General features: G+C 65.7%; 15 protein-coding genes. 11 read left to right on the plus strand and 4 right to left on the minus strand.

Annotation, left to right across the window (positions count from 1 at the left end):
- The first annotated feature begins 114 nt into the window (after positions 1-114).
- The 6 genes from V5A20_RS00005 to menD all read left to right on the plus strand — a co-directional run bounded on the left by V5A20_RS00005 (position 115) and on the right by menD (position 6,686).
- The gene (locus V5A20_RS00005; protein WP_332314980.1) at positions 115-1,050 is read left to right on the plus strand and encodes a hypothetical protein; all 936 of its coding nucleotides are present in this window, start codon (positions 115-117) and stop codon (positions 1,048-1,050) included.
- Positions 1,051-1,110: 60 nt separating this feature from the next.
- Positions 1,111-1,800, plus strand: coding sequence for a DUF4230 domain-containing protein (locus V5A20_RS00010; RefSeq protein WP_332314981.1), 690 nt, complete (start codon positions 1,111-1,113; stop codon positions 1,798-1,800).
- 187 nt (positions 1,801-1,987) lie between these two features.
- Complete coding sequence (locus V5A20_RS00015) at positions 1,988-2,629, plus strand: hypothetical protein (protein ID WP_332314982.1); 642 nt, start codon at positions 1,988-1,990, stop codon at positions 2,627-2,629.
- A gap of 56 nt (positions 2,630-2,685) precedes the next feature.
- Complete coding sequence (locus V5A20_RS00020) at positions 2,686-3,366, plus strand: histidine phosphatase family protein (protein WP_332314983.1); 681 nt, start codon at positions 2,686-2,688, stop codon at positions 3,364-3,366.
- Between the two features lie 90 nt (positions 3,367-3,456).
- Positions 3,457-4,884, plus strand: coding sequence for an isochorismate synthase (locus V5A20_RS00025; RefSeq protein WP_332314984.1), 1,428 nt, complete (start codon positions 3,457-3,459; stop codon positions 4,882-4,884).
- A gap of 26 nt (positions 4,885-4,910) precedes the next feature.
- Entirely contained in the window at positions 4,911-6,686 is a 1,776-nt protein-coding gene (menD, locus tag V5A20_RS00030) for a 2-succinyl-5-enolpyruvyl-6-hydroxy-3-cyclohexene-1-carboxylic-acid synthase (protein ID WP_332326494.1), read from the plus strand.
- Between the two features lie 48 nt (positions 6,687-6,734).
- Here the strand turns inward: menD and V5A20_RS00035 are convergent, their stop codons facing one another.
- Positions 6,735-7,634, minus strand: a complete 900-nt coding sequence (locus V5A20_RS00035; protein WP_332326495.1) for an MBL fold metallo-hydrolase — start codon at positions 7,632-7,634, stop codon at positions 6,735-6,737.
- Between the two features lie 208 nt (positions 7,635-7,842).
- On the opposite strand from V5A20_RS00035, the gene V5A20_RS00040 reads away from it, so the two are divergent.
- From V5A20_RS00040 to V5A20_RS00055, 4 genes are all read left to right on the plus strand, one after another.
- Positions 7,843-8,754 carry a 1,4-dihydroxy-2-naphthoate polyprenyltransferase gene (locus V5A20_RS00040; protein ID WP_332326496.1) on the plus strand — a complete coding sequence of 304 codons (912 nt, stop codon included), beginning with the start codon at positions 7,843-7,845 and terminating at the stop codon, positions 8,752-8,754.
- On the plus strand, positions 8,754-9,872 hold the full coding sequence (gene menC, locus V5A20_RS00045) for an o-succinylbenzoate synthase (protein WP_332314330.1): 1,119 nt from the start codon (positions 8,754-8,756) through the stop codon (positions 9,870-9,872). The genes V5A20_RS00040 and menC overlap by 1 nt, the downstream gene beginning before the upstream one ends.
- A 9-nt stretch (positions 9,873-9,881) precedes the next feature.
- Positions 9,882-11,318, plus strand: coding sequence for an o-succinylbenzoate--CoA ligase (menE, locus tag V5A20_RS00050; RefSeq protein WP_332314331.1), 1,437 nt, complete (start codon positions 9,882-9,884; stop codon positions 11,316-11,318).
- Positions 11,319-11,471: 153 nt separating this feature from the next.
- Entirely contained in the window at positions 11,472-12,086 is a 615-nt protein-coding gene (locus V5A20_RS00055; RefSeq protein ID WP_332314332.1) for a GNAT family N-acetyltransferase, read from the plus strand.
- 51 nt (positions 12,087-12,137) lie between these two features.
- On the opposite strand, the gene V5A20_RS00060 is transcribed toward V5A20_RS00055, so the two are convergent.
- The 3 genes from V5A20_RS00060 to V5A20_RS00070 form a co-directional block, all read right to left on the minus strand.
- Positions 12,138-13,253: a fused response regulator/phosphatase gene (locus V5A20_RS00060; RefSeq protein WP_332314333.1), complete on the minus strand. Its 1,116-nt coding sequence runs from the start codon at positions 13,251-13,253 to the stop codon at positions 12,138-12,140.
- Positions 13,232-13,681 (minus strand): ATP-binding protein, encoded by a 450-nt coding sequence (locus V5A20_RS00065; RefSeq protein ID WP_332314334.1) that lies wholly within the window; start codon positions 13,679-13,681, stop codon positions 13,232-13,234. Before V5A20_RS00065 ends, V5A20_RS00060 begins: the two co-directional genes overlap by 22 nt.
- Positions 13,682-13,747: 66 nt before the next feature.
- A complete protein-coding gene (locus V5A20_RS00070; RefSeq protein ID WP_332314335.1) occupies positions 13,748-14,089 on the minus strand; it encodes an STAS domain-containing protein in 342 nt (113 codons plus the stop codon).
- 1,049 nt (positions 14,090-15,138) lie between these two features.
- Between V5A20_RS00070 and lptC the strand changes: the two genes are divergently transcribed.
- On the plus strand, positions 15,139-15,705 hold the full coding sequence (gene lptC / locus V5A20_RS00075; RefSeq protein ID WP_332314424.1) for an LPS export ABC transporter periplasmic protein LptC: 567 nt from the start codon (positions 15,139-15,141) through the stop codon (positions 15,703-15,705).
- Positions 15,706-15,963 lie beyond the last annotated feature (258 nt).

Genomic DNA, 15,963 nt, shown 5'->3' on the forward strand with positions numbered 1-15,963 from the left:
CTCGAATAAACGTATTTCTGCGTGCTTACATAGCGTAGCAGAGTGGAAGAGGTCGCCCCGGCACGCCTCTTGGGAGACGACCGTCGATCCAGAACGTACCCCCGACCCCAACCGATGATCTTTCTGGTCTTTGCCGTTGCGTGCAGCGTGGCCATCGGCATGATCTTCAAGCAGGCCGGGCGGCAGCAGCTGGACCGGACGGCCCTCCTGACGGTGAATTACGCCGCCGCCGTCGCCGTTGCGTTGGGCCTTCTGGGCCTGGGGGGACGAGAGGTGGATCAGGGCCTCACCCTGTCTGGCGAGCTGCTTGCTCTGGGGGCGGGAACGGGGGGCGTGCTGATTGCGGGGTTTTTTGTGTTGGCGTGGGCCACCGAGGTGGCGGGGATGTCACTGGCGATTGGGGTGATGCGGGTCTCTGTCGTCGTGCCCTTTCTGGCGTCGTGGGGGGTATGGGACGAGGTGCCGACCCTTGCACAGGGCCTCGGAATGATTCTGGCAATGGGGGCATTCTTTCTGCTGGCCCATCAGCACTCAGCGCCCAAGCCTGTGCCGGCCGGCGTTTCCCCTGCCTCCAACCCCGAGGGCCCAGTGGAGCCCCGGTCGGTGCTGTCGGGAGTTGACTGGCACGCCGCAGGGGTGCTGGCCCTCACGTTCTGCTCCGGGGGCGCGGTGGACGTGTCGATGAAAGCGTTCGAGGAGGGCTTTGGGGCCGGAAACAGCCGGGTCTTGTTTCTGCTCCTGGCCTTCGGGGTGGCCTTCCTCGTGGGGGCAGTGATTGTGGTGCGGCGAGGGCTTCAGGGGGGCCACTGGCCGACCCCAAGAGCCCTCGGCTGGGGCGTCCTGCTGGGGATTGTGAACTACGGGTCCCTCGAATTTCTGCTTCGTGCCATCGAGGTGCTGCCGGGGCCGCTCGTCTTTCCGGCAAACAACATTGCCATCATGGTCTTCGCGGCCCTGCTCGGGGTCACCGTCTGGGGGGAGCGGCTCTCGCGCCCCAACCGCATCGGGCTGGCCTTGGCCTGTCTTGCCCTCGTGCTGCTCGGGCTGTAACCCGACGCCCGCTCGACATCTCGCCGGCATTTTTCGTTGTCGTCGACCATGACCTCAAATGTGCGTGCTGCCGTCGGGGGCGGCGTAATTGTGGGGGTCCTCTTGTCGGTGGGGCTCCTGCTGTGGGAACAGGGCCCATCGGACACGAGGGTGCAAAAAACCGTCCTCACGACGATTCAGGAGGAGGCCCCGGCCTCGTTCCTCGTGACGGGCACGCTGGACGTAAGGGTCACGGTGCGGATCGACTCGGCGCAGTACCTCACGCCCTCATGGATCACGTACCTGTTGCGGCAGACCCAACCGAGCGCCCTTCCGCTCCTGCAGGGGGGATCCCAAACCCAGGTCCGGGTCCCCGGCACGGTTTCCTACGGCTTTGATGTGCGGGCGCTCGATCCGTCCATGATCGCGGTGGAGGAGAATGGGCGGGTGGGCGTCACCCTCCCGTCACTGTCCGTCCACAGCGTGGAGCCAGACCTCGCCCGGCTGGAGGTGCGCTCGCAGGCGAGCGGGTGGATCCGAGTGCTTCCGTCGGACATGCCCGAGGCCGTTCGCACACGGGCACTGGGGGCCGTGAAGGGAGCCTTTCGAGAGCAGGTGGAACGACGTCTCGACTCTGCCACCCAGCCGCGCGTAAATACCGCACGGGCCCTGCAAGCCATGCTCCGGCCGGCCCTGGAGGCCGCCGGAATGGAAGCCCCCCAGTTTCGGATTCGGGTGGGCGACGAGCTGGTTCTGCAACCGGACGGCTAACCGGAAGCTCTTGTGTAGAGGGTTTTCCCGAGTGGCGGGACGGGTGCGACGGCCCGGAAGGGGAAGTCGTCAACTTTCAGTCTACGTTGAAACCGCACCCCCGGACCCCTGTACGTTCTGGTCCGCTGCAACGTCCGCAAAGGGACTGTCAGCTGCGTCGCGGAATGATCATTACGCCCCGGCCCAGATGGAGGGCTCTTCGACCCCGTACATCGACACGCCGTATGGCCTCCTCACGGAAGGCGGACGGTGGTACCACGTGAGGGAGCAGGATGTGAAGGAGTACGCCGGGACGGTGCTCGATCACGTGCCGCTGGGCCAGTTGCTGCGCTGGGCCGACACCTGGATCGAGTCCGCCCGAACTGTCGTGGCGTGGGCGCTGCCGGGGATGCTATGGAGTCTTCCCGTAGAGTGGGCAGGAGGGGGCGCGGTCCTGTTGTTTGTCGCCTGGGCCCTGTTGAGTCCAGCCCTCCCGAGCCTCCTAGCGGTTCGGCTTGTGTCGATGCTCGACCATGTGCTCGCGCAGGCGCTCTACTACGTGGCGACGATGAGTGCCCTTGCGGCCGCGGAGATGTACGCGGCCCTCGGAGTGGGGCTTTTGGGGTTTGTGCTCCTTCGATGGGGGGTGCTGGGAGGGGCGATCGGGTACATCGTGCGCCCTTTGCGGCGAGTGCTTTATCCACTGCCGGTGGCCGACCAGGTGCTGCGGGGGCTCATCGTGCGGGTGGCGCTCAAGCACCGCCTTTCCCTGCCGCAGGTGGACGACATTACCGAAAACATTCTCAACAACCTGCACAGCCATCAGAAGTCGGGCACGGACGATACATAAAAGCACAGTCCGGCTGAGCGGCATCAGTTTTCCCTACGCCTCCCCACAATACCTCTATGCGTGACGGTCTGCGATCAGTCCTCCCGAGCTCGCACACCACCCTGTACCTGGTGCGGCACGGCGAGACCGAGTACAATCGGCGTGGCATCATGCAGGGGGGCGGCATTGACAGCACATTGAATGCAACCGGTCGCGAGCAAGCCCAGGCGCTGGCCCGTCGCTTTGCGTCGGCGGACATCGATGCGCTCTACGCCAGTACGCTTCGGCGGGCAATACAGACCGCCGACATCCTGGCGGCGGACCACGCGCCGCTTTCCCGCACGTACCTGCGAGACCTGAGCGAAATGGACTGGGGGGTTTTTGAGGGCGAGGCGCCGTCTTCAGAGCGGGATGCGTCGGTTGAGGCCCTCAAGTCGGCCTGGCGGGACGGTGCGTACGAGCGTGGTCCGACGGGAGGCGAGTCTATTCGGGATGTGCAGGGGCGGGCCCGGCACGCGCTTCGGCACATCCTTGCGCGAGAGGCCGGGGGGGCGGCCCTCGTCGTGACGCACGGCCGGTACCTGCGCGTGCTGCTCGCAACCCTTCTCGACGGGTATGGGCTGGAGCACATGCCCGACCTCGACCACGCCAATACATGCGTCAACCACGTGATCTGCGAAGAGGGACGCGTGCGGGCCCGGAAGCTCAATTGCACGGCCCATCTCTCGAGCGACGGCGCGTCGGTTGAGGCCTCCTAGCGGGTCCCCCCCGCGACCTGTGGGGGACGGCGTGTGGGGCGCGCCGTCCGTCCTCGTTCATCCGCACTCCGTTTTCTTGCGTGCACCTCCATGCTCGATCTCGATCCCACCGTCCTTCGTGACATCGACAGGGCCGGCGACGTCCGGGCGGCCCTTGCGGACCGCATCCGTGCCGCGGTTCAATCGTCGGTGTCCCCCCACACGGTCCGCGTGAGCGTGCCGGTCCCGGGAGCCGTGCGGCCGATTGATTGGGTTCGGGCCCGACCGGTCCCCGAGGCGGTCTACTGGTCGGGACGAAACGAGGACCGCACGGTGGCGGCCTGTGGGGCCGCGGACGTCGTGGTGAGCCACACGGCCCCCATCGAGTACGAGGCCCTGGGGCGCGCCCTGGATGAGCGCCTTGCGGAGGCGGGGCCGCAGGTTCGGTACTACGGAGGGCTCCGGTTCGATGCCGGGCAGCCCTCGGCGCAGGAGCGTCCCGATGAGCGGTGGGCACCGTTCGGCACGTACCGCTTCGTTCTGCCTCGGTTCGAGCTCGTAGAGGTGGGCGATGCCCTGCGTCTCGCGTGCACCCTGGTGCTGCCTCGGGACGCCGACCGCGTCGATGAGATTCTGAGCACCCTGGACGCGGTGGCCCTGCCCGTGCCCGATGAGCACACGGCCCTGCCCCGGCCCCGGCAGCGACAGGACGTGCCGGGCCACCAAGAGTGGACCCGAATGGTGCGCTGGGCACTCGACGCAATCGACGGAGGGGCCCTCGACAAGGTGGTCTTGGCCCGGCGTGTGGCCCTTTCGCTCGGCGCGTCGATGGACCCACTCCTCGTGCTGAGCCACCTGGAGCCCGCGACGCCGGAGTGCTATCACTTTGCGGTGCGCCCGGCGGGCGGGGCGGCGTTCGTCGGAGCCTCCCCGGAGCGCCTGTTTCGTCGGGAGGGACGGGCCGTCGTCAGTGAGGCGGTGGCCGGCACGCGGCCCCGGGGGGAGACGGAGGTAGAGGATGTGGCCCTCCGAAAGGAACTCCTGGAGAGCCCGAAGGAGCGGCGAGAACATGCGTTCGTCCGAGACGCCATCCGGGACGACCTCGCCGCAGTCTGTAGCACCGTCCGCGTGCCGAAGAAAACGGGGGAGCTCGCGTTGGCCCGTGGACGGCACCTTCATGCACGGATTGCCGGCACACTGCACTCCGACGCGACGACGACAGATGTGTTGAGGGCGCTGCATCCCACGCCCGCGGTGGGCGGGGTGCCCACCGACGACGCGGTGGCGGCGATCCGTGCCCAGGAGCCGTTCGATCGGGGGTGGTACGCCGGCCCGGTGGGATGGGTGGGGCGAGACGCCGCAGAGTTTGCGGTGGGCCTTCGGGCGGGCCTCGTGGAAGAGACGCAGATCAACCTGTTTTCAGGGGCGGGCATCGTCGAGGGGTCGGTGCCGGATCGGGAGTGGGAGGAGATCGAGCAGAAGATCGGCGACTTCGCTGCCATCATGGGCGTGGCCGATCCCCGGACGCCCTCCCGGTAGATTCCCCTCACCAACTGCGCTTCCCCGTGGCCGATCCTTCCTGGTCCGTCCTCGACGCGCCCAATCTTACCTACCGCTGGACGCAGCTGTTCGTCGAGGAGCTCGTGCGGAACGGCGTCGAGACCTTCTTCGTCGCGCCGGGATCTCGTTCCACCCCGCTTACCGTTGCCATCGCGCGCCACCCGGGGGCGAACTCCGTCCTGCACGTGGACGAGCGGGGGGCCGCGTTTGCGGCGTTGGGGGCAGCGCGGGCGGGGCAGGGGCCCGCCGCCTGGGTCACCACCTCCGGCACCGCCGTCGCCAACGGACTGCCCGCCGTGGTGGAGGCCTCCGTCGACGGTGTCCCGATGCTCCTCCTGACGGCCGACCGGCCCCCGGAACTGCGGGACACCGGGGCCAACCAGACGATCGATCAGGTCAAGATCTTTGGGGACTACGTGCGGTGGCAGGCCGACGTCCCCCCGCCGTCCGGCGAGATCGATCCCGCGTACGTCCTGACGACGGCTGACCAGGCCCTGCATCAGACCCGGCGCCCCCCCGCGGGCCCGGTGCACGTGAACTGCATGTTTCGGAAGCCCCTGGAGCCGGTCGAGTCGGAGTCTTCTATTTCGGTCCCCGCCGCGGTGGAAGAGTGGGCCGTGGGCGCGAAGCCGTACACGCAGTACCCCACGCCCGTCCCTACGCCCTCGGGCCCGGAGGTGGAGGCCCTGGCCGGAAAGCTCGGCGGCACCGAGAAGGGACTCGTCGTGGCGGGGCGGCTCGACACCGCCGCCGCGGCGGACGCTGTGCAACGTCTCGCGACCCACCTGGGGTGGCCGCTCGTGCCCGACCTCACCTCGCGGCTCCGGCTGGGGACGGGACAGGGCGCTGGACAGGTGCCGTACGGCGACCTGGTGCTCACCTCCGACACCTTCCGCGAGGCCCACGGGCCGGAGGCCGTGCTGCAGGTGGGCGGGCGCTTTGCGTCGAAGCGGCTGCGCCTCTTTCTCCGCGACAGCGCCCCGGAGGTGTGGGCCGTGGTGCGCCCCGACCCGTCCCGTATCGACCCGGACCACCGCGTCACCCATCACGTCGAGGCCGACGTGCCCGCATTCACCGACGCGCTTATTGCACGGCTCGACGACAGGCCGAGCGCGACCGACTGGCGAACTGCCTGGACGACGGCGAGCGATCGGGCCGAAGCCGTTGTGCGGACGCACGCGGATGAGACGGATGCGCTCACCGAGCCGCTCGTGGCGACGGTCCTGAGCGAAGACATGCCGTCGGATCACGCCCTCGTGGCGGCCAGCAGCATGCCGGTCCGGGACCTCAACCGACACGCCAGCCCCACCGGGCCGGGAGGGCCGGCCTACGCAAATCGGGGGGCGAGTGGCATCGACGGCACGGTGGCGACGGCGGCGGGCGTGGCGACGGGCCGCGACGGCCCCGTGACGCTCCTCATTGGTGACCTTGCCCTGTGGCACGACCTGAATGGCCTCGCCCTCCTCCAGGACCGCCAGGTCGTCGTGGTCGTGGTCAACAACGACGGCGGGGGCATCTTCCACTTCCTGCCCATCCGCGAGCACGACGAGTTCGATCCATACTTCACGACGCCCCACGGCCGGGACTTCGAGGACGCGGCGGCGACCTTCGATCTGCCGTACCACCACCCCGAGTCGCCATCGGGACTGCGACGCGTTTACGCTCGTGCCTGTCGGTCCGAGCAGTCGGCGCTCATCGAAATTCAAACCGACCGTGCGGCCAATCGGCAAGTGCACGACCGCCTGGAAGCGGCGGTCGAGAGCGCCGTGGAGGAGCGGTGATCAGGGAGAACCCCGCAGGCGCCCGAGGCTTCCGCTGCGTCCTGCGTCTCATCCCGTCGTTTGCTCCCGGTAGACGGCCTCAATGCAGTCGGCCAGCGAAAGGGCCCAGTCGAAGTTGAAGGCCTCGAAGCCCTCCAGCACCTCCGTCTGTTTCATCTCCTCAAGAGAGGCGCCCGCCTGGCGCTGCTGGGTGACGTACTCGTTGAGCGCCTTGAGGAAGTCGCGCATCACGAGCAGGTCCTCCCGCCCGCCGGTCACGCCGAACTCCGGGTTGCCGTGGCCGTGGATGACGATCGTATCGTCATCAAGCGCATCGTGAATCGTTTCGAGACTCGAAATCCAGTTCTTCGAGTCGGCCCCGCCCGCCACGTCGATGAACGGGTACGCCCGGTTGAAGACAAGGTCGCCCACGTGGACGATGTTTGCGTTCTCGAAGACGACGATCGCGTCGCCGCCCGTGTGCGCCGGGCCGCGGTGACGAAGCCGAAGCGTCTCGTTGCCGACCGTCTCGGACCACGTCTCCTCGAACGTGTCGGTGGGATAGGTCATGTCGTCGGCCGCTCCGTCCTCGGCACTCGCCCGCATCAGGTCAGGCACGTTCGCGTGGGCCACAAGGCGGTCGGTGTGTTGTGCAAACACCCCATTGCCGCCGACATGATCGCCGTGGTGGTGCGTGTTGATCACGAGGGAGAGGGGGCCCTGGGACCGATTCTGGAGGCCCGTCCAGCAGTCGGGCGCCGAGTCGGGGGATTGGGTGTCCACGACCGCGAGCCCGTTGGGGGTGGCGAGCCACCCAATGGTGCCGCCGCGCTGGGTGAAGGTCCCGACCCCTCCCCGGAGCGACTCGAAGCCGTCTGCGGAGGAGAGCCAGGATGGAAGGGAAGACAAGACGGGGGAGGCGGCGAGTGCAAGGCCGCACTGACGGAGAAATGTTCGGCGAGACGGCATGGGGGCGTGGAGAGTGGTGAACTGAAGAGCGTTCTGAAAAATGGCCTCCGCGGGGGCGAATGTCAGCAGGGAAGACCGCAAGAACACAACATTTTTCGACCGCACTGAGGTTCCTGGGTGGGGGCTGGACAGGGATCGACCTCGTTCCGTCCAGCGTTGTGACACGCGATGGAATTGGACACTTCTTTTCTGGTTGTTTGGATTGCTCATGGACGACTCGACAAACGCCCAAGACATCCGCCAGGCCCGCGTCTGGCTCTGGGCGGCCCGTCCCAAGACGCTCGGGGCGGCCGTCGCTCCCGTCCTCGTAGGGACGGGCATGGCCGTTGAAGCGGGCGTGTGGCACCTTCCTTCAGCGGCCCTGGCGCTTGTGGGCGCCATTCTCATCCAGGTGGGGGTCAACTACCACAACGACTACGCCGACTTCGTGCAGGGGGCAGACACCCAGGATCGGGTGGGGCCGCTTCGGGTCACGCAGGCCGGCCTGGTGGCGCCGGAGACGATGCGGCGGGCCACGATCCTTGTCTTTGGCCTCGCTGTGCTGGCGGGGTTTTACCTCATCGTGCGAGGTGGGTGGCCCATCCTCGTCGTGGGCCTCGCGTCCATCGGCGCAGCCGTGTGGTACACCGCGGGCCGCTACTCGCTGGCCGCTCTGGGACTCGCCGATCTGTTCGTGTTCGTCTTCTTTGGGCCGGTGGCGGTGGGGGGGACCTACTACGTGCAGGCGCTCTCCCTGCCCGTGGACGTGCTCCTGGCGGGGGCAGGGCCTGGGCTGCTTTCGATTGGCATCTTGCTGGTGAACAATGTACGCGACCTGGCCGAGGACCGCGAGGCGGGCAAGCGAACCCTCGTCGTGCGCTTCGGCCGCCGTTTTGGGGGGGTCGCGTACGGGGGCTGTCTGGTGGCTGCCCTGCTGCTTGCGGGGGGGCTCGCGGCGGGCATGGCGGGGGCTCCCCACCCGTGGGCGGCGCTGCCCCTCGTGTTGCTTCCGCTCACGATCCGGCCGATTCGGACGATGGTCGGGACGCGGGCCCCCAAGAAGCTGAACCCATTGCTCGGGGCGACAGGGCGGATTCTCATGCTCTGGGCCCTTCTGTTCGTCGTTGGCTGGAATCTCTGATGCCTCCCGTGCCTGTGGTTATTTCGGAAGGGGCCTTCTACCGGTACGAACTCCCCCTGACGGCGCCGCTCCAACTCGGGGACGACGAGGTGACCCGGCGCCGAGGTGGGCTCGTACGCGTCGAAACAACGGAGGGACATGTGGGGTGGGGCGACGCCGCGCCGTTGCCCGGCTTCAGTCCCGAGACGCTGGCGGAGGTTGAAGAGCACGCCCGCACTGTGCTTCCGCAGTGGATGGGCAAGGGCCTCCCGGATGTTCAACGAAAGCCGCTCGAAGAGGCGCTGCGAGCGCGTCCCCTCGATGCCAGCGCCCCCCCGTCCCTCCGGTTTGCGATGGAAAGTGCCATGGTGGATCTGGCCGCTGCGGCCCGTCCGGGCTCTGTGGCTGAGGTGCTCGGGACGCCGCGGCGCACCGTGACGCTGAATGCCCTTCTTCCGCGCTCCGTGGCGAACGGTCCCGCACAGGCCGTTCGGCGGCAGGAAGAGGGCTACCGGGCCCTCAAAGTGAAGGTGGGGCAGGGGGGCGTCGAGGACGACATCGACCGAGTGCGGGCAATCCGGAACGCCCTTGACGATTCCGTTGCCCTTCGTGCAGACGCCAATCGCACCTGGTCGTTCGACGAGGCCTTGACGTTTGGGAGAGCCACTGAGGATCTTAGGATTTCCTATGTTGAAGAGCCGCTCGCCGATCCGACTCGCCTGAACGATCTGATCGAGAAGACGAGCCTTTCCGTTGCGCTCGACGAAACCACTCGGGAAACGACGCCCAAGGTCCTTTTCGACGGCCCGAATGTGTCAGCCGTCGTACTCAAGCCGACCCTTCTCGGCGGACTCGTAAAGACGAAATCCTGGTGCCGGGCTGCGCAGGAGACGGATGCGACCCCGGTCTTCAGTGCTGCGTACGAGTCTGGGGTTGGGCTTCGAATGCTCGTGGCCCTGGCGGCCACTGGCCCGGAGGTCCCGGTCGGCCTGTCCACCTACGATCGCCTCGCGGCCGACGTGTACACCCCACCGCTTCCGCTCGGGGGGCCGAACGTGGACGTGGCCTCCGTCGCAGCGCCCTCGACCTCCCGCATCGCGTGGGATCGGCTCAACCTCGTCGAACAATTTTCAGCCTGATCCTGCCTTATGGCTTTCGGCCCGCGTGCTCCATGTCCACTTCGTCGTCACGCCCAGGCGCGTCCCGACGCCCTGGCACTCTGGGCGCCCTCCCGGCGGTGGACGTACGCGGAGCTCGATGCGGCGGTCGCGGCGACCGGGGCGCGTCTGCGTGAGCACGGCTATGCCGGCGGCACGCGGGTGGCGCTTCGTCTTCCCCGAGGCCCGGCGTTCGTGGTGCTCCTGTGGGCGCTGTGGCGGGAGGGGGCCGTGGCGACTCCCATCAGTACCCGGCTTCCGGCCGCAGAAGTCCGGCGCGCTGCGAAACGGCTCCGTGTTCGGGGACTCATTACCCGGGACCCTGATGTGCTGGCCGATGGTGGGACTGAGGCGGAGTCCCCTGAATCGCTGGTGGTCCGGAACGCCTCGGGCCGTTCAGTCGCGACGGGCCGGCCCATTCATCGTCGAGCCACCATCCTCTTTACGTCCGGCAGCACGGGCCGCCCGACCGCCGTCCTTCATTCGTGGGCGAACCATCTGTACAGTGCGAAGGGGGCCAACGCCAACGTGCCGCTTCGGGCCGGGGATCGGTGGCTGCTTTCCCTTCCGCTGTATCATGTTGGGGGCCTGGCCATCCTCGTCCGGTGTGCGCTCGCCGGGGCGGCCGTCGCGGTCCCGGATCAAGACGCGTCCGTGTCGGGGGCGCTGGCCAGAACGGGGGCGACGCACCTGTCCCTCGTCGCGACCCAGCTGCGTCGCCTCCTGGAGGCCCGAGACGGACAGGCGCCGGAGTGGGTGCGCGCGGTGCTCGTGGGGGGCGGCCCGATCCCGGAAGGGCTCCTGCGTCGAGGACACGCCCGGTCGTGGCCGCTCCACACCAGCTACGGCTCTACCGAGATGGCCTCGCAGGTGACCACCACCCCCCCGGGAGGGGCCCTCGCGGACCTGCAGACCGCTGGGCGTCGCCTTCCGCACCGCCGCGTCCGGATTGCGGAGGACGGACACGTCTTGGTCGCCGGAGTCCCCCTGTGCATTGGACGACTCGAAGAAGGCACCCTCCGCGACCCGCGTGTAGATGGGTGGTACCCAACCGGAGATGTGGGGCGCTTCGACGCTCAGGGACGCCTTCACGTGGAAGGGCGCATCGACCGACAGTTCGTCTCCGGGGGGGAGAACATCCAGCCAGAAGAGATTGAGGCGGCCCTCGAACAACTCGAGGCGGTCGAGCGGGCGGCGGTCGTGGCGGTTCCCGACGCAGAGTACGGACGGCGTCCGGTGGGCTTCATCCAGGCTCAGGGCCCCCTGCGACCGGAGACCTGGCGACGGGTCCTGTCAGGTTCGCTTCCTCGATTTAAGCTCCCCGACGCGTTTTACGAGATGCCCGAACGGGCGGTGGAAGGGCAACTAAAAGTAAACTACGAGGTCCTGCGCCAATGGGCCCGGGAGGAGAGGAAGAACCGGCGCTGAACGCCCGGGAGATCTGGATTGAGTTGGTGCAGCCGCCTGTACCCCCTGCCCCAAATTTTTGCATTCGGCGGACGCACGCGTTTCTTTAGGCAGTAACAGTGAACTTTGACCGCAACGCTCGTCATTCTCCGAAAAGTTGGAAGCGCTTCCATGATGGATATTCCCTCTCCGGTCCACGAAGTCACACCGTTGCGCGGAACGCAGGTCGAATTTACCCCGCTCCAGATGGAGAACATCCACACCCACTTCCGCTGGAACAACGACCCGGAACTGAACCGCCTCGACAGCGAAGTTCCGTATGAGGAGGAGTCGTTCGGGGCGTTCAAGGCTCGGTTTGAACGCATGTGTGAGGACCCGGCCCCGTCGCACCGGACGTTTGAAGTCCACACCCATGATGAGGGGACGCTTATCGGGGTGGCGTATGCGACGCACATCAGTCCCCATAGCCGACGCGCAAAGGTTGGCATCACGATTGGCGACCGGGACTACTGGGGGCGTGGTTACGGCCGCGACTCGTTCGAGCTGTTGCTTTCGTACTGCTTCGACCAACTGGCCCTGCACCGTGTGAGTGCAGAGACGTTCGAGTATCACACGGCGTGGCGGGACCTGGTCGAGGGGATGGGGTTTGCAAAGGAGGGAACGGCCCGGGACTATCTGCGCCGCGACGGACGCTACTGGAACAAAGGCCTGTATGCCCTTCTGAAGACGGACTACCAAGCCCGTCGGGCCAAGACAGCAGACCAGACAGCGTCGCTGGAGGCGGCCTGAACTGCCGGGCTGAGCTGTGGCTGAACGTCCAGCGAGCCGCCGAAGGAAGGGTTATTCAGCCAAGTGCCGCAGCCAGACGACGAGAAGGTCGTCCTCAAAACTGTCGGAGGCGCTCTGGGAGAGAACGCCGTCCAGGAGGGCCTCGATGGGGGCCTCCTGGTCGTACGCCTCCAGGACAAGCTCCCGGACTCCATCTTCGCCCAGCATCCCGCCGTCCTCAGTGCGCTGTTCGGTGAGGCCGTCGGTGTAGGACACGAGCGCGGAGCCGGGGGCGAGGTCGAGCGTCATTTCCGAGAACGACACGTCCTCCTCCAGCCCCAGGATGAGATCGCCATGTTCGGGAATTTCGGCCCCCTCCGGGGTGACGAGCACAGGCCGGCAGTGGCCAGCGTTCGCGTACGTGACCGTGCCAGCGTCGGGGTCCCAGTGGAGGAGGAGGAACGTGGCAAACGTGTCCTCCAGCACGTCGTCGTTGAGAAGCATGTCGTTCAGCTCGCTCATCAACGCAGCCGGGGAGGTCGACTCCTCCAGCAAGGTGTGGAGGGTGCCACGCACGTAGCTCAGGAAGCTGAAGGCGTAAAACTTCGCCCGAAGGCCCTTGCCCATCACATCCCCGATCGTCAGAAAGTAGGTGCCCTCGTCTGTCTCGGTCCAGTCGAAAAGATCGCCGCCTCCCTGCTCTCGCGACTCGCTGTGGACATCCAGCGTGTAGCCGTCCACCTCGGGCGTCTCGTCCGGGAGCAGGCGATTGGAAAAGTCCCGCCCAATTTCTGCGTCGAGCTGGGTCTGGAACATATCGATGCGTTCCAGGAGGCGCTCTACGCGAGAGAGCAGGGTTTCCATGTCGAAGGGCTTCGTGATGTAGTCGTCGACGCCCTTCCGTTCGCCCTGCTGGCGCGCCTCCTCGTCGGCGCGGGCCGTAAGGAAGATAAAGGGGATGACGCGTGTGTTCTTGTCGGTTTGCAGGGCCGACTGTAGCGCGAAGCCGTCCATCTTCGGCATCATAATGTCCGAGATGATGAGATCGGGGACGGCCTCCTCGATCTGATCCAGGGCCTCTTCGCCGTTCACGGCGGTGTAGACCTCGTAGTGCTTGCCGAGGCGGTACTTCAGAAGCTCCCGAACCGTGCTGTCATCCTCGACAATTAGAATAGTGTGTTCATCCATGGATCGTGGTCGGCGGGGATGATAAATTCGAAGCAGTGAAGACCGTCCTCCGTCGGCGCGTAGGACAGTTCGTCGGTACAGGTCTCGATGATTCGGAGCCCCATGCCCCGTTCAGGGAAGGGCTCTAAATCCTCATCGTCGGCGGGGAGATAAGACGTGAGGTCAAAGCCGTCCGAATTGTCGAGCACGAAACACGCAACCCGGCCGGCCTCGCAGGTCAACTGGATTTTGACCATGGGGGTGTTTTTCTGAAACCGAGCGTGTTGGTGCAGGTTGGCGATCCACTCGTGGAGCACAAGACATGTGCAGTGCAGGGTCTCGTCGTCGAGTGTGACGATTTCCGAGGAGGCTGGCCATTCCTCGGAAAGGGATCGCACCTCGTTGATTGCACGGTCGAGGTCCGTGTACGTCTTCGTGAGGGACTCCATAGAGCCGAATCTGAATCCAACAGGAGAGGCCGCCGTCGATGCAAAAGCCCGGGTGCGGCTGGACGACTACCCCGCAAAGGCCTCTCGTGCCGCCTCTACCGACGGAAACTGACGAAAGACTTTGTACGTGCGGGTGAGTTGCACGACCACCTGAACCGGCTCAGAGACGTCCGCGAAGGCGACCTTCCCGTCGTCCGGTGAGACAGCCCGGTACAACGAGAAGATCGATCCGAGACCGGTAGAGTCGAGCACCTCCGTGTCGGAAAAGTCGAGGATGAACTGCCGAATTCCTTCATCCACGTGTTCCTGAAACGTCGCCTTAAAGTCGTCCGCGTTCCGAAAGTCAAGGGCTTCCCCGACGTGAATGATGACGGTCTCGGAAGAAGCAGTCTCAGCGTCGAAGCTCATGATGATAAAGCAGATCGTCTGGACGGAAAGTGGTGAAGAAAATGTGTACCCGAGGGCTGCTACGCAGAAGCCTCAGAGGTTCCGGTTGCTGGGGAAAGACGAGCACGGACTGTTTGGACCCCCAACACTGTGCACAATGAACCGCGGGTGCATCATCAAGCGAACGGAAAATCGTCAGTTTGGGACGTATGCAGCGTAGCGTTCCGGGGCACGTGTCGGCGGGGGGAACCGCCCTGAATCTGGCGGAGGCGCGGCCAACAGGGATGCCGTGTAAAAATACCCGTGCTCGGTTCGGGGGAGCAGCTTCGGGAGCACGTCCGGCCCTGGGCAAGGCGTTTCACGCTTGCTCAGGACGACGGGGTTGAACCCAAGGGTGGATCTGAATTTGGGGCGGAGCGTTCGTCTTCTTGACCCGTGAAGAAACTCAACACCTAATCGGAGCAAATTCAGTGCCAATGTAAGAGACAAGATCCAGACTGTGAAATGGCGTGACGGAAAACCCCCTTGCTCCTCGATTGAAAAAAGGAACGGAGAACAAGCAATCGTGGGATCCTCCTCGAAGCAATATCAGTGGAAACTGTTACGGATGCCACGTGAGAAGTCCTCTAAATGACTCGCGCTGTTGTGGGGCAGGTGTACACTCTTTCGAAGCACGCGCTCTTCGGCATAGCGCTGTGATCGTCGTCCGGAACCCTGTGCGGGCCGAGGGCCGAAATCAATGAAGAGCCCCCCTCAGCGGGCGTCTTGCCTGACTGCCTTCGAAAAGATGCGTCACGTCTGCCGCCCCAGAGGCAACGGTTGCCGTCAGCACCGCGTGAGCTTGGCCCGCGGCGCCCGCTTCGCCGGTGAAACTCACCTCGCGGCTCCCGTCTGGACACACGGGCCCTGGCAGTAGGGACCGCACGCCCGTTCTGACAAGCAGAGACGTACGGGTCGGTCCTGGCGTAAGAGACGCGCCCCTCACACACAGCACAACCCGTACACAGAAAATGGTGGCCCCTTTCACTCGTGGTCGGCACCTTGTTCTCGGGATGGTCCTGGCTGGGGCGATGGCAGGGGGGAGTCTCGGTGCAGGATGCCAGCACCGGACTGAGTCGGACGCTTCGGCCCGGGACGCTTCGGCCCGGGGGTTGGCCCCGACCCACGTGAGCTGGAACGCTGAGTTTGCGATGTCAGAGAAGGGGCGTCCCCGAGCGGTCCTCCGTGCCCGCCGCATGGAGCAGTATGAGGACGGGGACAGCACCTATTCCGTCTGGCGTTCCATGAGCGATTCCGCCCGGGTACGCGTCGTTCTGTTCAATGAGGAGGGCGACTCGTCGGCGACGGTCAGGGCCGACAGCCTGGTGTTTCAGGACCAGAAAGGCATCCTGGATGCGTACCGGGACGTGGTCGTCACCACGGACGACAACAAACGACTCAAAAGTGAGAAACTCACCTGGCATCAGGCCGACCGGACGATCCGCACCCGCCGGTTCGTGCGCATCCGAACGCCGTCGGAGGTGGTGCAAGGAAATGGGCTTGTGGCAGATGAAACCCTTGATACCTACCAGCTTGGGCGGTTCTCGGCGGAGGTGGAGGTGGAGAACGAAGACGACAACGGCGACGCTCAGCCGTAGCCGTGCGCCCTGAGGGCTGCAAATCGCCTCTTCGCTCGACCGGTAGCACTCTGAAAGCACTTCTTCGCCGTCGCTCCAAGCTTGACTTGGAGCCCATCCATCCGACAATTGCAACTGGTCCGTTCGGTTGATGGGCTCTGAATCGAGGTCTGTTAGAGTACACGGAAGCTCTTTTTGGGCAGAGACGCGCCCCCTTTCGGTGTGCTGCACATACCTTGCACTATAGCACAACCCGTCCTGAGAGGAACCCCTGTCTGG

Origin of the sequence: Salinibacter sp. (genome assembly GCF_036626415.1) — a bacterium.
Taxonomy (GTDB): domain Bacteria; phylum Bacteroidota; class Rhodothermia; order Rhodothermales; family Salinibacteraceae; genus Salinibacter.

What these genes read in the sequence shown, in the direction of transcription:
- V5A20_RS00005 (WP_332314980.1), top strand. Translation starts at nt 115, where the DNA reads ATGATCTTTCTGGTCTTTGCCGTTGCGTGCAGCGTGGCCATCGGCATG.
- V5A20_RS00015 (WP_332314982.1), top strand. Translation starts at nt 1,988, where the DNA reads ATGGAGGGCTCTTCGACCCCGTACATCGACACGCCGTATGGCCTCCTC.
- V5A20_RS00020 (WP_332314983.1), top strand. Translation starts at nt 2,686, where the DNA reads ATGCGTGACGGTCTGCGATCAGTCCTCCCGAGCTCGCACACCACCCTG.
- V5A20_RS00025 (WP_332314984.1), top strand. Translation starts at nt 3,457, where the DNA reads ATGCTCGATCTCGATCCCACCGTCCTTCGTGACATCGACAGGGCCGGC.
- V5A20_RS00035 (WP_332326495.1), bottom strand. Translation starts at nt 7,634, where the DNA reads ATGCCGTCTCGCCGAACATTTCTCCGTCAGTGCGGCCTTGCACTCGCC.
- V5A20_RS00040 (WP_332326496.1), top strand. Translation starts at nt 7,843, where the DNA reads ATGGACGACTCGACAAACGCCCAAGACATCCGCCAGGCCCGCGTCTGG.
- menC (WP_332314330.1), top strand. Translation starts at nt 8,754, where the DNA reads ATGCCTCCCGTGCCTGTGGTTATTTCGGAAGGGGCCTTCTACCGGTAC.
- menE (WP_332314331.1), top strand. Translation starts at nt 9,882, where the DNA reads ATGGCTTTCGGCCCGCGTGCTCCATGTCCACTTCGTCGTCACGCCCAG.
- V5A20_RS00055 (WP_332314332.1), top strand. Translation starts at nt 11,472, where the DNA reads ATGGATATTCCCTCTCCGGTCCACGAAGTCACACCGTTGCGCGGAACG.
- V5A20_RS00060 (WP_332314333.1), bottom strand. Translation starts at nt 13,253, where the DNA reads ATGGATGAACACACTATTCTAATTGTCGAGGATGACAGCACGGTTCGG.
- V5A20_RS00065 (WP_332314334.1), bottom strand. Translation starts at nt 13,681, where the DNA reads ATGGAGTCCCTCACGAAGACGTACACGGACCTCGACCGTGCAATCAAC.
- V5A20_RS00070 (WP_332314335.1), bottom strand. Translation starts at nt 14,089, where the DNA reads ATGAGCTTCGACGCTGAGACTGCTTCTTCCGAGACCGTCATCATTCAC.
- lptC (WP_332314424.1), top strand. Translation starts at nt 15,139, where the DNA reads ATGGCAGGGGGGAGTCTCGGTGCAGGATGCCAGCACCGGACTGAGTCG.